Genomic DNA, 14,083 nt, shown 5'->3' with positions numbered 1-14,083 from the left:
TCACTATTAATCATAACAAAATAAACCACTGCTTTACTATATTAACAGCGGTTTTACTTTAAATTCATACTAATGGACGATAACTATTTTAACATGTCAAATGGGTGATCATCATTAATTAAAATACGTTCAATATTTTTCGTCTTTCCTTCTTTATCTAAATCAATGATAACACCGGATAAAACTTCTCTGCCTTCATCTGGAACCACATGTCTTTGAGGAAGACTTGAAATAAATCTATAAATAACTTCATCTCTGTTAATACCTAGAATACCATCGTAGAAGCCTGTCATACCTACATCTGTAATATAACCCGTACCGTTAGGAAGAACTCGATTATCTGAGGTTTGGATATGTGTATGAGTGCCTACTACTGCGCTGGCACGTCCATCTAAATACCATCCCATCGCGTTCTTTTCTGAAGTTGTCTCCGCATGAAAGTCTACAAATATATAAGGCGTTTCTTTCTGTGCTTCTTCAATTAATTGATCTGCTTTTTTGAAAGGATCATCAATATCTTGCATAAATGCTCGACCTTGTAAGTTGATAACTGCAAGTTTATCTTCGTTTATCTGTATAAAGCGCATACCGATGCCCGGTGCTTCGTCAGGAAAATTAGCTGGCCTAACCATACGTTTTGCATCATCGATAAACTCATAAATTTGTCGCTGGCCGTACGTATGATTTCCCATTGTCATAAAATCGACGCCTTCACGCAACAACTGTTTATAAATCTTTTCAGTTATCCCTTTTCCGTGTGCAGCATTTTCAGCATTCACAATTGTCACTGTAGGACGATATTGCTGTTTTAATTTCGGTAAATAAGTGGTAACGGCTTCCCTGCCCACTTTACCGACAATGTCACCGATAAATAATATTCTCAAAATGAATTCATCCTCTCTTATAAGCTAGTTTAATAGAAAAATTTAATCTTGCAAAGTCTGTAAACGCTTTGATTATGTAACTTCATTAAATTTTTGCAAAAAAATATTTAACTTTATGGAGAGCGGGTAAAGACTTGGTAAGACAAAACATAGCTTAATTGTTCAAAAATAAGTCATGAATGGAGTATTGTGACGCTTTTTTGAGAATTGTTTCTATGTTATGATTTGTCTATCAAATTTATAGGAGATGTATTAACTAAATGTCAATTAACATTGATCCCGAAAAGTTTGCAGAACTTGTACTTCAATCGAATCCTTCAAAAAGCGAGGATCCAGAAGATATCGCTAAAGACGCATTAGAACTTTACATTAATGCTTATCGATTAGCAGAAAGATACGCTAATTTATCATCAAATGCATTCGATACTTGTGAAGTTTTAAGAGAAGTTAAAAACACTGATTTATTACTAAGCAAATAATTAATTAAAAAAGATAAAAAGTAAGAAGATGGATGTGTAATTTCACATCCATCTTCTTTTAACTTCTAAAACATTTAGTGTTTTTGGAAGTTTTCAATCATTATTGAGTTGATTATTTTTCTAACTCTACTTTATCTAAAGTATATTCTCCGCCTAGGTTATGAGTTTCTAATCCTTTTACATCATCTCTTAATAATTGTGCCAAACTACGTTGATAAAGCGGGATTACATTTCCCCCATCTAACACAATATCTTCTGCTTGTTGTAATGTTTTTAATCTTTCATTTGGATTCTTCAATGATTCATCAGTATTTGCTTTTTCTAATAGAGCATCGTATTGTGGGTTTTCATAGCCAGTTTCATTATGAGGGCTATCTTTTGTAAATAAATCTAAATATGTTGTTGGGTCAGGGTAATCTGCTCCCCATCCAGCATATGAAATATCGTAATCTTTTTCAGATTCAACTTTTAATTTTTGTTTGAATGGTAATTGTTTAATTTTAAGCGTTACACCAGGTAGATTTTTCTCTATTTGCGCTTTAATAAATTCAGCTTCTGTTACAGCATTATCTTTATCATAAGTTAAAAATTCAATTGTAAATTTATCTTTGCCTAGTTCTTTCTTCGCTTTTTCAAAATCTGCTTTTGCTTCTTTCTTATTAAAAGCTTGAGATGATTTTACTCCATCAATATAATCTTTTCCTTCTTTATCTTTAACTAGACCTTTTGCTGTTAATTTATCAGTAGCACGAGAACCATTATCTAAAAGTTTTTTGACAAAAGTTTCTCTATCAATTGATTTACTAATTGCTTTTCTTAAATGTTCATTAGCTAAATTTTTGTTTTTAGTTTGGTTTACTCTTAAGAAGAAAACTGAATTTTCTTCAGTAGTTTTATAATCTTTTTTGTCTTTATATTTTTTTATGTTTTCTGGTGTTAAACTACGAACGTAATCTAAATCTTTAGATTCAAACATGTTAACGGCAGTTTGAGCTTCTTTCACAACTTTATAATGTACTTTATCTAATTTGATTTTATCTTTATCATAATATTTATCATTTTTCACTAAGTTCCATGAGTCTTCATTTTTCCAATCTTCTATTTTAAATGGTCCATTAAACAATACATCTTTATCAGTTGTACCGAATTTTTTACCATGTTTTTCAACAAACTTTTCATTTTGTGGCATAAATGGCCCAAAAGCTAATATAGCTTTCATATATGGCAAGTCTTTAACCAACTCTATTTTCAAAGTGTGTTTGTCTACTGCTGTTACTCCTAATTCGTCAGGTTTCAATTTACCTTCAGTTATTTCTTTTGCATTTTTAATGTTTTCGAACATATATGCATATTCAGAAGCGGTATCTTTGTTTACAGTTCTACGCCAAGAATAGACAAAATCATCAGCTGTAACAGGGTCACCGTTCGACCATTTTCCATTATCCTTTAACTTTATTGTCCATGTTTTACCGTCTGAAGACTTTTCAGGATCCCCTTTAGCTAGAGCTGGCAATATTTCATCATTTTTCCCAACTTTATATAGACCTTCGTATATTTGTGCAAATTGAGTAAATGATACAGCATCCGTTGCCAAAGAAGGGTCTAAGGTTGGGATATCGGCACTTTCACCAATGTTCAACACTTTTCCTTCTTTGCTACTTCCCCCTCCACTAGAACATGCAGTTAATACTAATGCAGAGGATAAAATACCTGTTAAAATCTTAGTTTTCTTATTCATGATGTTACCTTCTTCCTGATGTATTTATATTAATAATTAATATCTGATCATAACAACTTTTGAATTTCTATTTTCTTTTCTTCAGTACAATATAAAAAATGATTATTGCTTATTTCATGTAGTGCGAGTTCATCATTTCTTCCGAACCCCTTATTTTCTTCAGCTTCAGGTATATACTCTATTATTTTTCTGTTTCGTTCTATATTTGGATTTGAAATAGGGATTGCAGATAATAAAGATTTTGTATAAGGATGTAACGGGTTATTATAGATTTCTTCTACATTCCCTAATTCAACTAATTTACCTTTATACATAACTCCAATCCTGTCAGAAATGTATTTAACCATTGACAAATCATGTGCAATAAATAAAATAGTTAATCCCATATCGCGTTGTAATTCTTGCAGTAAGTTAACAACTTGAGCTTGTATTGAAACATCTAAAGCAGAAATCGGCTCATCTGCAATAATAATTTTGGGATTAACCGCTAGAGCACGCGCAATTCCAATACGTTGACGTTGTCCACCGGAAAATTCATGGGGATAACGGTACGCACTTTCTTTATTCATACCAACTAGCTCTAGCAATTCAAATATTTTTTGTTTTCTTTCTTCTTTGGTTTTATGAACTTTCTGCACATCTAATCCTTCTGAAATAATATCAATAATTTTGAATCTAGGATTTAATGAAGCATAGGGGTCTTGAAATATCATCTGAATATTTTGAGTGAAATGTAACTTATCTTTTTTATTTTTAAGTTTTTGAGAATCTCTGCCTTCTAATAATATTTGTCCATCAGTTGCTTTATAAAGATTCATAATAGTTCTGCCTAAAGTTGATTTTCCACAGCCTGATTCTCCAACTAATCCAAATGTTTCTCCTTTAAATATATCTATACTTACATCATCTACTGCTCGAACCTCATTGGGTTTACCGATATTAAAATATTTCTTTACATTCTTTATTTGTAAAATCTTTTCATTAGACATTCAGCTCTCCCCCTTGACCAAGCAGTACCGGTTTTATATTTAAATCTCCCTTAAACTCTTTATTTAATTCTTTTACAATATCTGGAATGACGAAATCTGGTGTAGCTTCGTGATATAACCAAGATTTCGTATAGTGTGTCGGACTGAATTGATAAGTAGGAGGTGCGCTCTCAAAGTCAATTTCCATAGCATAATTACTTCTTCTCGCAAATGCATCCACTTTAGGCGGAAACATTAAATCAGGAGGAGAGCCAGGAATAGAAGCTAGCTTTACTGATTTATCCGTTTCTAAATGCGGCATTGAGCCAAGTAATCCCCATGTATATGGGTGCTTCGGATTATAAAAAATTTCTTCAACCGTGCCGTATTCAACAATTTCTCCTGCATACATAACAGCAACTTTATCTGCCACATTAGCAACTACCCCTAAATCGTGAGTAATAAAAATGATTGAAGTATTAAAGTCTTTTTGTAGTTCTTTAAATAATTTCAAAATTTTCGCTTGAACTGAAACATCTAAAGCGGTAGTCGGTTCATCTGCAATAATTATTTTAGGATCCAACAATAATGCCATAGCAATAACGATTCTTTGACGTTGACCACCTGAAAATTGATGAGGATAATAACTAAATCTTTTTTCAGCATTTGGCACTCCTACACTATTTAAAGTTTTAATGGCTTCTTTTTTAGCCTCAGTAAAACTTTTACCTTTATGAATTTTTAAAAGTTCAGTAATTTGCTTTCCAATTTTCATTGTAGGATTAAGAGCTGTCATAGGGTCTTGGAATATCATTGAAATTTCTTTTCCACGAATTTTCTGGAGCTCCGAATTAGATAATTTTACTAAATCCTTATCGTCAAAATTTACGCTTCCATTTTTAATTTTCGCTATTTTAGAAGGCAGTAATTTTGTAATAGCCTTAGTTAGAACTGATTTCCCTGATCCTGATTCTCCAACTATTGCTAGTGTTTCACCTTGTTCTAGTTCTAAATTAACGTTTCGAACTGCTTGAACCACGCCATTATCTAAATGAAAATCTATATATAAGTTATTGATTTCTAATATTTTACTCATTTGTTACACTCCTGAAGTTTATTCTGATTTAGGATCAAAAGCATCTCGAATTCCATCACTAAATAAATAGAAACAAAGTATAAGAATACTCAATACTATTGCTGGTATAAAAAGCTGGTATGGAAAAGTAAGCAAAAATTTGCGTCCTCCATTTACCAGTGACCCCAATGATGCTTGAGGTGCAGGTATACCTAAACCGATAAAACTTAAAAATGCTTCAAAGAAAATCGCACTTGGTACTGTAAACATTGAAGTAACAATTATTGCACCTGTAGCATTTGGTAAAATATGTTTAAAAATTATTTTGAGATTAGACACTCCAAGTGAACGAGCAGCTAATACAAATTCTTCATTTTTGAGTTTCATAAACTGTCCACGAGCAATACGACTCATTCCAATCCATCCAGTCACACTCATTGCCAAAATGATAGTCCAAATAGACGGTTCAAATAATAATACAAATAAAATCAAAACAATCAGATTCGGTATTGAACTTAAGATTTCGATGATACGTTGTAAAAATAAGTCGGTTTTACCTCCAATATATCCAGAAATCGCTCCATATGTAACACCGATTAATATATCCATTAAGGCAGCAACCAAACCGATAAAGATAGATATTTGTGCACCTTTCCAAGTGCGTGTCCATAAATCTCTGCCTAGATTATCAGTACCAAACCAATGATACTTTTCAACATGTTGTTCAGCATATAAGTCAGTACCATTTGCATCTTTACCATCAAAAGGTAAAAAAGGTACTTTATCTAAAACTTGAATCTTAGGAGGTAAGTTCGTACTATTTGTATCTTGTTCATCATAAGTATAAGGGCTTACCAATGGACCGAATAAAGCAAATAATACTATAACTAACAGTCCTATCATTCCATAAAACGCAGCTTTATTTTTTCTTATTTGCAGCCAAATATGTTTAACAGTGGAGTGATATTCTCTTTCGTTTTTCTCTATAGAATTAATATTTATCTCTTTGAATTTGAACTTAGAATAATCAATATTTTTTATTTCTTGTGATGTCTGACTCATGATTCTTTGCCCCCTTGCGTTCGAATACGAGGATCAATTATGCCGTATAAAATATCGACTATGAAAATTGAAACAATAAATAGAAAACTAAATAATAGTGTAAGTGCCATAATTACTGGATAATCATTAGTTTGAATTGAACGTACAAATTGATCACCTATACCAGGAATTGCGAAAATTGTTTCAATCGTAAGGGTACCTGTTAAAACGCTTGCTAGCATAGGTATCGCTACTGTAACCAAAGGAATAAGTGTATTTCTAAGTGCGTGTACAAATAATATTCTACTTTCGGATAATCCTTTAGCTCTTGCTAAAAGAATATAATCAGAACTTAATACTTCAATCATTTCTGATCTGATATACCTTGCTATAACTGCAATCAATCCTAGTCCCAAAGATGCAGTCGGCAATACTGCTGATTCTAAAGAAGTCCATCCGCTGACTGGGAATAATTCTAGCTTTACTGCTAAGAAGTATTGCAATAACACTGCTAATACAAAAGCAGGAACCGAAATTGCAAATACTGTGATAACTGTAGAAGTATAATCAATCCATGTGTTCTTCTTAAAAGCTGAAATTAAACCAAACAAGATTCCAAAAACTACTGCAACCACCATCGCATAAAGCCCGATTTCCATAGATGGACCTAAACGTGGTTGAATTAACTCCCATACGTCTTTATTGTCATATTGGAAAGAAACTCCGAAATCTCCTCTTACTACTTTTCCCAAGTAGTGCACATATTGGACAGGCAAACTATCGTTCAAACCATATTTTTCATTGATAATAGCCTTTTGAGCAGCATTTAGTTTTTCATCATTAAATGGTGATCCTGGCATTAATTTCATCAAGAAAAAAGTTATAGACATAATTAAGAATAAAGTAACTGCCATAAAACCAATACGCTGTATTATGTATTTAATCATGTTGTTCACTCTCTCGTTGTATTTTTCTGAATCTTTAGATAAGAGTATTATACCTAGAGTTAATATCATATGCAATCTATTTTTTTATTTCTAAAGTTCTTTTTTTTACCTTATAATTACTATATGGCTAATAATCAGAGGTGCAACTACTATGAAATTTATATTTTTAAAATACCTATTGTGCATATTTTCTTTCATCTATTTGGTTGTCAGTATTACTATTTATTACAATGAGACATTTAACTCATTATTATTTATCGTCTCATTCTTGACTTTAATGATTGAATTAATAAAAATTCTTTTGAATCAGAGAACTTTTCATTTGATTAAATATACAGTTTCTCGTGTGAAATATCATTTAACTTCAAAAAAGCAATCTAATAATATTGATTCTGTAGTAGTGTTTTATGCGAAAAACAGTGAATCTCGTCCTCGTCAAAAATTTTTATTAATTCTCAGTCTAACTGTATTCTTTGAAACAATAATCATTGCGTTTTTCAACCAATAAAATAACCCAACTGCAGAATAATTGCAGTTGGGTTATTCTTCTGTAAATTTATTTATCAGAATCTCCATATTTTTATCGATATATTTATTTGTATGTGTAAGTAAATAGAAATACCGTTCAATATCGAGAGGAATAATCTCAAGTTTTTCTTTATCGAAAGGAGTCAAAGTCTTTTTAGATACAATAGAAAAGCCATATCCATCATGCACCATATTCTTAATCAAGGTAGTGTTATTGATTTCTACTAAAAAAGGATGCAACTGAAATTGTGCTAATCCTTCTTCTTGATAAAAACGCGTGCCAGAACCTTTCTCTCGCACAAAGCACGTATCCATATTGGAGCCTCCAGCTTTTTTATGAATCAAAACCATTTCGTCTTTTTCAATACGAGTGCTTTCTATCATATTGGCTTGAATCTCTTTTTCAACAATTCCTAGATCAATAATATTACGCTGTACATTTTCAATTACATGATCTGAATTGTCTAAATGTACATGGATATGTAACTTAGGATAACTTTGAGCTAACTCTCCAAGTTTTTGAGCAAGTCGATATTCTCCATAAGTGTAACTACTGCCAATGGTAAGTTCTCCAGAAATACTGTGAGGCGCTTGTTGTAATTCTCTTCTCAACGTATCTTCTAAATGCTTTTGTTTTAAGGCGTAACTGAATAATTTTTCGCCATCACTTGTTAAGGTCATTCTAGAATGCTTGAATTCAAAAATTTTCACATCATATTCAGTTTCAAGCTTTTTTATATCACGACTAATTGACGGTTGCGATGTATATAAATTTTCAGCTGCCTTTGTAAAACTTCGTGCTTTTACAACTTCAATTAACACTTTAAATGGATCCATTTCGCTTAAACCTCCCCTACCCTTTTAATAATTATAACATTTTTGTTATGACGATTATACTAATTATTTATTTCACGTTATAAATTTGACGTGATAACCTAAATTTAAGGAGTTGATGCAGATGAAAATACCTAAATATAATAATTTTACACTCGGACTTGGTTTCACATTTATCATCGCATTAATCAGTTTATTATTATCCAAGATTCCAATATTAGAAAATATAGGGTCACTTACAATCGCTATTTTAATTGCTATTGTATATAGACACTTCAAAGGTTATCCGACTCAATATAGAAACGGAATCGAATTTTCATCGAAGCGGTTACTAAAATTTGCTATTATTTTGTATGGACTAAAGTTAAATATTAATGAAATTATTACTAAAGGCGCAACTTTATTGGCGGTTGATGTAGGAGTAGTTATTTTCAGTATCATTGGAATATACTTTTTGAATAAATGTATTAAAGGAGATGCTAAACTCGGTATTTTATTAGGTATAGGGACAGGTATTTGCGGTGCTGCGGCTATAGCTGCTACATCTTCTATACTTAAATCTCGGGAAAAAGATACAGCAATCAGTATTGGTATCATTGCTTTGATCGGCACTCTATTTTCCCTTGGTTATATGCTTGTAGATAGCTTGTTAAGCTTATCACCGCAACTATATGGCGCTTGGGCAGGTACTAGCTTACATGAAATTGCACATGTAGTATTAGCTGCTGATTTTTCTGGAAACAACGCTTTAAGTATTGCGCTATTAGGAAAATTAGGCCGTGTATTTCTATTGATTCCTGTGAGTATTATCTTAATCATAATTATGAAATATACCTCAAAGGGATCCTCAGAAGCTCACAAAATTGATATCCCTTATTTCTTAATTGGATTTCTAATAATGGCTATTATCCATACCTATATTGATATTCCAGGCATTATTATGCAATTTCTAGATGTGCTAACTAATCTCTTTATGATGATGGCCATGGTAGCCTTAGGATTGAACGTTTCATTCAAAGATTTAAAAAACAGAGCTTTAAAACCCTTGCTAGCCGTTATAATAATTTCAGGATGTTTATCGGTACTGATCTTTATTCTTTTGAATTTAATCTATTAAATGAAAGAGAGCGGAGAAAATCAAAATTTCTTCACTCTCTTTTTTTGAATTAACTTCACTTAGTTATAATACTTAGCAACTACTGATTTTTCCCTAATCAAAAAACCCCAAGCCAACCGGCCTGAGGTTATATTTCAAAAATTATTTCGCATATTCAATTGCTCTCGTCTCACGAACAACTGTCACTTTAATATGTCCTGGATATTGTAGTTCATCTTCTATTTGTTTTTTAATATCTCTTGCTAAACGATGTGCTTTTAGATCATCGATTTCTTCAGGAGATACAATGACTCTGATTTCTCTACCTGCTTGTATTGCGAATGCTTTTTCAACACCCTCATAACTTTCAGATAGAGCTTCTAAACGCTCTAGTCTTCTAATATAGTTTTCAAGTGTTTCTTTACGAGCACCTGGACGCGCTGCAGATAGTGCATCTGCTGCTGCGACTAAGATAGAGATAATTGATGTCGGTTCTACATCGCCATGATGTGAATGAATCGCATTGATAACTGTTTCATTCTCATGGTATTTCTTAGCAAGTTCTACACCGATTTCTACATGACTGCCTTCGACTTCGTGGTCAATAGCTTTACCTACATCATGTAATAAACCAGCACGTTTAGCCAATGTCACATCTTCACCAAGCTCTGCTGCAAGCATACCTGATAAGTGCGCCACTTCTATAGAGTGTTTTAATACATTTTGGCCATAACTTGTTCTGAATTTTAAACGACCTAAGATTTTAACTAAATCAGGATGCATGTTATGAACATTAATTTCAAATGTTGCTTGTTCACCAGCATCTCGGATAATATCATCTACTTCTTTACGTGCTTTTTCAACCATATCTTCAATACGTCCTGGATGAATACGTCCATCTGAAACTAGATTGACTAAAGTTGTACGTGCAATTTCTCGTCGAATCGGATCAAAGCCAGATAGGATAACAGCTTCTGGCGTATCGTCAATAATTAAATCAATACCTGTTAATGTTTCTAATGTTCGAATATTTCGGCCTTCACGTCCAATGATTCGACCTTTCATTTCATCATTAGGCAAGTTTACAACTGATACTGTTGACTCTGATGTATGTTCAGCTGCTAATCGCTGTACAGCAGTAGCCAATAATTCTTTTGCTGATTTATCAACTTTTTCTTTCGCTTCATTTTCCTTTTCTTTAACAAGTACTGCAATATCTTGTGACAGTTCTTCTTCAACACGCTGGAATTGTTCGTTGATTGCTTCTTCGCGTGTGAGACCGGAGATGCGTTCTAATTCTTGTTCGTGCTTCATTATTATTGATTGAACACTACTCTCTTTTGCATCTACTTGTTGTTGTTTTTCTTCAATTTTCGATTCTTTTTGCTCTAAAATCTCATCTTTCTTATCTAACAGATCAGACTTACGCTCTAAGTTATCTTCTTTTTGAAGAAGTCGGGCCTCTTGTTTTTGAAGATTACCACGTATTTCACGAAGTTCATTTTCCGTTTGCTCTTTTAAACGTTGATTTTCTTCTTTAGCCTCAAGTAATCTCTCTTTCTTGAGATTATCTGCTTCTTTGTTTGCCTGATTGATAATATCATCTGCAGTTTGTTTTGCCTGAACTTGTTTCTCATGCAAAACTTTTTGGGCTGCTATATACCCTACAACAACTCCTAGAATACACCCCAGCAAAATGAGTAGGAGAGTTAATAAATTCACACAAACACCTCCTTTTTCTAGGATTTTGTTTATTTGTATATCGCTTTCAATATGATTATATGAAGTAATATAAGAATCATACATACTAATTGTACTTTTTAAATACAAGGAGTGTCAAGGTTAATAATTGAAGTCCGCTATATAATTCAAAATAGTGTGTATAGACTAATAGAGTTGTAAGTTGAGATACAAAATCACTATTCAGAAACCTCAATTGATTGTATGTAAAAAAAGGAGTCTGCACAGCTAAAGGCAGACTCACATTACCGCTTATCTATTCTTCATCGAATAAATTTGCGTTTTCATTTTTCTCAGCTTTCGCTTCTTTTTCGTCTTTTTCTTCAACGTCCCCATCAAAGATACCTAATTTCTGTCTTAATTTATTATCAATATCTTCTTTGATTTCTGGATGTTCTTTCAAGTAATTTTTAACGTTTTCTTTACCTTGGCCCATTCTTTCACCATTATAAGAATACCAAGCACCTGATTTATCAACGATGTCATTTTCAACACCTAAATCGATTAATTCGCCTTCTTTTGAAATACCTTGGCCGTACATAATATCAACTTCGGCTACTCTGAATGGAGGTGCTACTTTGTTTTTAACAACTTTAATTTTAGTACGGTTACCCACAATTTCTTGACCTTGCTTCAATTGTTCTGCACGACGCACTTCTAAACGAACTGAGCTATAGAATTTCAACGCTCTACCGCCTGGCGTTGTTTCAGGATTACCGAACATTACTCCGACTTTTTCACGGATTTGGTTGATAAATACTGCAGTACAATTAGATTTTGAAATAGCACCAGATAATTTACGCAAAGCTTGAGACATTAAACGTGCTTGTAAACCGACATGTGTATCTCCCATTTCACCTTCAATTTCAGCTTTCGGTGTTAAGGCTGCTACAGAGTCGACTACAATAATATCTACAGCACCGCTTCGTACAAATGCCTCCGCAATCTCTAGACCTTGTTCCCCATGGTCAGGTTGAGATAAATATAAATTATCGATATCTACACCTAATGCTTCAGCATAAACTGGATCTAACGCATGTTCAGCATCGATAAATGCAGCGACGCCACCTTGTTTCTGCACTTCAGCAATAGCATGCAAAGCTACAGTTGTCTTACCAGAACTTTCTGGTCCATAAATTTCTACGATTCTACCTTTAGGGTAACCACCTACACCTAAAGCATTATCTAATGTTACTGATCCGCTTGATATGCTTGAAACACGACGAGCTTTGTTATCGCCAAGTTTCATAACGGCACCTTTACCAAACGATTTCTCCATATTCTTAATAACAGTATCTAGCGCTTTTTGACGTTCATTATCCAATATTGTGCCTCCTAGTCTAGATTTAGTCTCTTAATTATCTTAATTAATACTATACAGTGTTTGATGAGAAATTACAAGCAATTTGCGAATGTTTGTTCGATTATTTTCATTCGTAAAACACATTTACACGAACACCCGTACCTGTTTTTTACATTTTCAAGGGCTTATCCTTTAAGAAAATAAATTAATTAAACGAATATAGACATAATTTGGCGTTCTGTGCTTAATTAAATTTCTTTTCTGCGTCATAACAAATTCTTCGCTGTTGAATCCTTTATCAGTAAGTACGCCTAAATGGACATTTTCACCATCATGCAACAAAGAGATACCGATGTCTGTTTGATAAAAATCTCTGATATAAGCAGCTGCAAGTTTTAAACGTTCGTTTAAACTAGATGTACTGCTTACGTAGCTATCATTATCCAGTAGCATACCTTTTAACTGATTATCTTTATCATACTCTTTTAATCTAGAATAAATTTCAGCTGAAGTAACTCCATCATAAATGGCGAAAGTGCCAGGTAATTTGGCTAAGACTGCTTGTTCAATTTTAGTTTGATCTGAACCATAATAATATTTACCAATGCGTTTCAAAATCTCTGCTTTAATAGGAGCAATCAATTTCTCACATTCTTCTTGATTTTTGCCATTAGCTGTTAAACGGGTTGAAACTTCATGGGCACCTGCTAAAGGCGCAATCGTCGGATTAGATTGCGCATCAATAAGATCCATGAGTTCAGTTTCTACTCTTGATTCACCGATACCTGCAAATCTTAATTGTTCTGAAAAGATTAATTTGTCACCTTCTAATAAATAGGGAAGTAATTCATTCTCTGCCATAGGCTGCATTTCTCTTGGAGGACCAGGCATTAAAGCAACACGTTTACCATCTTGTTCGACTAGCATTCCAGGCGCCATACCTACTTTATTCTGTAAAACTTTCGCACCTTCAATCACTAGAGCTTGTTGTTTATTATTCTCGCTCATCTCTTGATGTTGTGCTTTAAAATAATTCTCTATATATTCTAAAGCTTCGTTATCAATAACGAGTTCTTTGCCAAAGACTTTAGCCACTGTATGCTTTGTTAAATCATCCTTTGTCGGCCCTAAACCACCAGTCATTATGACGGTATCGTTCTCTTCTAGCGTTTGTCTCAACAAGCGTTCTAAGCGTGCAGGATTGTCCCCAATGACGGACTGTTCTACCACGTTCAAACCTACTCCATTGAACAATTGTGCTAAGTATTTAGCATTGGTATTTAATATTTGGCCTAGTAATAATTCAGAGCCTACTGCTACAATTGATATCTTCATTTTGATTCCCCCATTTTCCGCATGGTTTCTTTTCCTATTCTACACAAATATAAGGGTGTCACAAACACAGTCATTTGTGAACTCATTTGCACTGAAAATCGTTCAAATAATGAAT

13 protein-coding genes are annotated in these 14,083 nt (G+C 33.2%); 3 read left to right on the top strand and 10 right to left on the bottom strand.

Annotated elements, in window-relative coordinates; genetic code table 11:
- Positions 1-83 precede the first annotated feature (83 nt).
- Positions 84-884: a TIGR00282 family metallophosphoesterase gene (locus CNQ82_RS06515; RefSeq protein WP_123144593.1), complete on the bottom strand. Its 801-nt coding sequence runs from the start codon at positions 882-884 to the stop codon at positions 84-86.
- 260 nt (positions 885-1,144) lie between these two features.
- Here CNQ82_RS06515 and CNQ82_RS06510 point away from each other — a divergent pair, with 260 nt between their 5' ends.
- On the top strand, positions 1,145-1,363 hold the full coding sequence (locus tag CNQ82_RS06510) for a hypothetical protein (RefSeq protein ID WP_095105572.1): 219 nt from the start codon (positions 1,145-1,147) through the stop codon (positions 1,361-1,363).
- 112 nt (positions 1,364-1,475) lie between these two features.
- Here the strand turns inward: CNQ82_RS06510 and CNQ82_RS06505 are convergent, their stop codons facing one another.
- From CNQ82_RS06505 to opp3b, 5 genes are read right to left on the bottom strand one after another with little or no spacing between them, the layout of a single operon-like run.
- Positions 1,476-3,101, bottom strand: a complete 1,626-nt coding sequence (locus CNQ82_RS06505) for a peptide ABC transporter substrate-binding protein (RefSeq protein ID WP_123144592.1) — start codon at positions 3,099-3,101, stop codon at positions 1,476-1,478.
- Positions 3,102-3,148: 47 nt separating this feature from the next.
- Positions 3,149-4,090 carry an ABC transporter ATP-binding protein gene (locus CNQ82_RS06500; RefSeq protein WP_123144591.1) on the bottom strand — a complete coding sequence of 314 codons (942 nt, stop codon included), beginning with the start codon at positions 4,088-4,090 and terminating at the stop codon, positions 3,149-3,151.
- Entirely contained in the window at positions 4,083-5,165 is a 1,083-nt protein-coding gene (locus CNQ82_RS06495; RefSeq protein WP_123144590.1) for an ABC transporter ATP-binding protein, read from the bottom strand. Before CNQ82_RS06495 ends, CNQ82_RS06500 begins: the two co-directional genes overlap by 8 nt.
- An 18-nt stretch (positions 5,166-5,183) precedes the next feature.
- Positions 5,184-6,206 (bottom strand): oligopeptide ABC transporter permease, encoded by a 1,023-nt coding sequence (gene opp3C, locus CNQ82_RS06490; RefSeq protein ID WP_123144589.1) that lies wholly within the window; start codon positions 6,204-6,206, stop codon positions 5,184-5,186.
- Entirely contained in the window at positions 6,203-7,132 is a 930-nt protein-coding gene (opp3b, locus tag CNQ82_RS06485; protein ID WP_123144588.1) for an oligopeptide ABC transporter permease, read from the bottom strand. Before opp3b ends, opp3C begins: the two co-directional genes overlap by 4 nt.
- 151 nt (positions 7,133-7,283) lie before the next feature.
- Here opp3b and CNQ82_RS13480 point away from each other — a divergent pair, with 151 nt between their 5' ends.
- Positions 7,284-7,640 carry a DUF3899 domain-containing protein gene (locus tag CNQ82_RS13480; RefSeq protein WP_123144587.1) on the top strand — a complete coding sequence of 119 codons (357 nt, stop codon included), beginning with the start codon at positions 7,284-7,286 and terminating at the stop codon, positions 7,638-7,640.
- Positions 7,641-7,672: 32 nt separating this feature from the next.
- On the opposite strand, the gene CNQ82_RS06475 is transcribed toward CNQ82_RS13480, so the two are convergent.
- Positions 7,673-8,497, bottom strand: a complete 825-nt coding sequence (locus tag CNQ82_RS06475; RefSeq protein WP_095105574.1) for a LysR family transcriptional regulator — start codon at positions 8,495-8,497, stop codon at positions 7,673-7,675.
- 121 nt (positions 8,498-8,618) lie between these two features.
- Here CNQ82_RS06475 and CNQ82_RS06470 point away from each other — a divergent pair, with 121 nt between their 5' ends.
- Positions 8,619-9,611 (top strand): YeiH family protein, encoded by a 993-nt coding sequence (locus CNQ82_RS06470; protein WP_123144586.1) that lies wholly within the window; start codon positions 8,619-8,621, stop codon positions 9,609-9,611.
- Positions 9,612-9,752: 141 nt separating this feature from the next.
- On the opposite strand, the gene rny is transcribed toward CNQ82_RS06470, so the two are convergent.
- From rny to CNQ82_RS06455, 3 genes are all read right to left on the bottom strand, one after another.
- Positions 9,753-11,312, bottom strand: coding sequence for a ribonuclease Y (rny, locus tag CNQ82_RS06465; protein ID WP_123144585.1), 1,560 nt, complete (start codon positions 11,310-11,312; stop codon positions 9,753-9,755).
- A 274-nt stretch (positions 11,313-11,586) separates the two neighbouring features.
- Positions 11,587-12,654 (bottom strand): recombinase RecA, encoded by a 1,068-nt coding sequence (recA, locus tag CNQ82_RS06460; protein ID WP_095105586.1) that lies wholly within the window; start codon positions 12,652-12,654, stop codon positions 11,587-11,589.
- A 171-nt stretch (positions 12,655-12,825) separates the two neighbouring features.
- On the bottom strand, positions 12,826-13,968 hold the full coding sequence (locus tag CNQ82_RS06455) for a CinA family nicotinamide mononucleotide deamidase-related protein (protein WP_123144584.1): 1,143 nt from the start codon (positions 13,966-13,968) through the stop codon (positions 12,826-12,828).
- Positions 13,969-14,083: the final 115 nt, after the last annotated feature.

Source organism: Staphylococcus debuckii (assembly GCF_003718735.1).
Classification (GTDB): Bacteria; Bacillota; Bacilli; order Staphylococcales; family Staphylococcaceae; genus Staphylococcus; species Staphylococcus debuckii.
The sequence above is the reverse complement of the archived record's forward strand: the minus strand, read 5'-3'. Positions and strand labels throughout refer to the sequence as shown.

Excerpts from the sequence above, each read along its gene's own strand:
- CNQ82_RS06510 (WP_095105572.1), top strand. The coding sequence starts at position 1,145 with ATGTCAATTAACATTGATCCCGAAAAGTTTGCAGAACTTGTACTTCAA.
- CNQ82_RS06505 (WP_123144592.1), bottom strand. The coding sequence starts at position 3,101 with ATGAATAAGAAAACTAAGATTTTAACAGGTATTTTATCCTCTGCATTA.
- CNQ82_RS06500 (WP_123144591.1), bottom strand. The coding sequence starts at position 4,090 with ATGTCTAATGAAAAGATTTTACAAATAAAGAATGTAAAGAAATATTTT.
- CNQ82_RS06495 (WP_123144590.1), bottom strand. The coding sequence starts at position 5,165 with ATGAGTAAAATATTAGAAATCAATAACTTATATATAGATTTTCATTTA.
- opp3C (WP_123144589.1), bottom strand. The coding sequence starts at position 6,206 with ATGAGTCAGACATCACAAGAAATAAAAAATATTGATTATTCTAAGTTC.
- opp3b (WP_123144588.1), bottom strand. The coding sequence starts at position 7,132 with ATGATTAAATACATAATACAGCGTATTGGTTTTATGGCAGTTACTTTA.
- CNQ82_RS13480 (WP_123144587.1), top strand. The coding sequence starts at position 7,284 with ATGAAATTTATATTTTTAAAATACCTATTGTGCATATTTTCTTTCATC.
- CNQ82_RS06475 (WP_095105574.1), bottom strand. The coding sequence starts at position 8,497 with ATGGATCCATTTAAAGTGTTAATTGAAGTTGTAAAAGCACGAAGTTTT.
- CNQ82_RS06470 (WP_123144586.1), top strand. The coding sequence starts at position 8,619 with ATGAAAATACCTAAATATAATAATTTTACACTCGGACTTGGTTTCACA.
- CNQ82_RS06455 (WP_123144584.1), bottom strand. The coding sequence starts at position 13,968 with ATGAAGATATCAATTGTAGCAGTAGGCTCTGAATTATTACTAGGCCAA.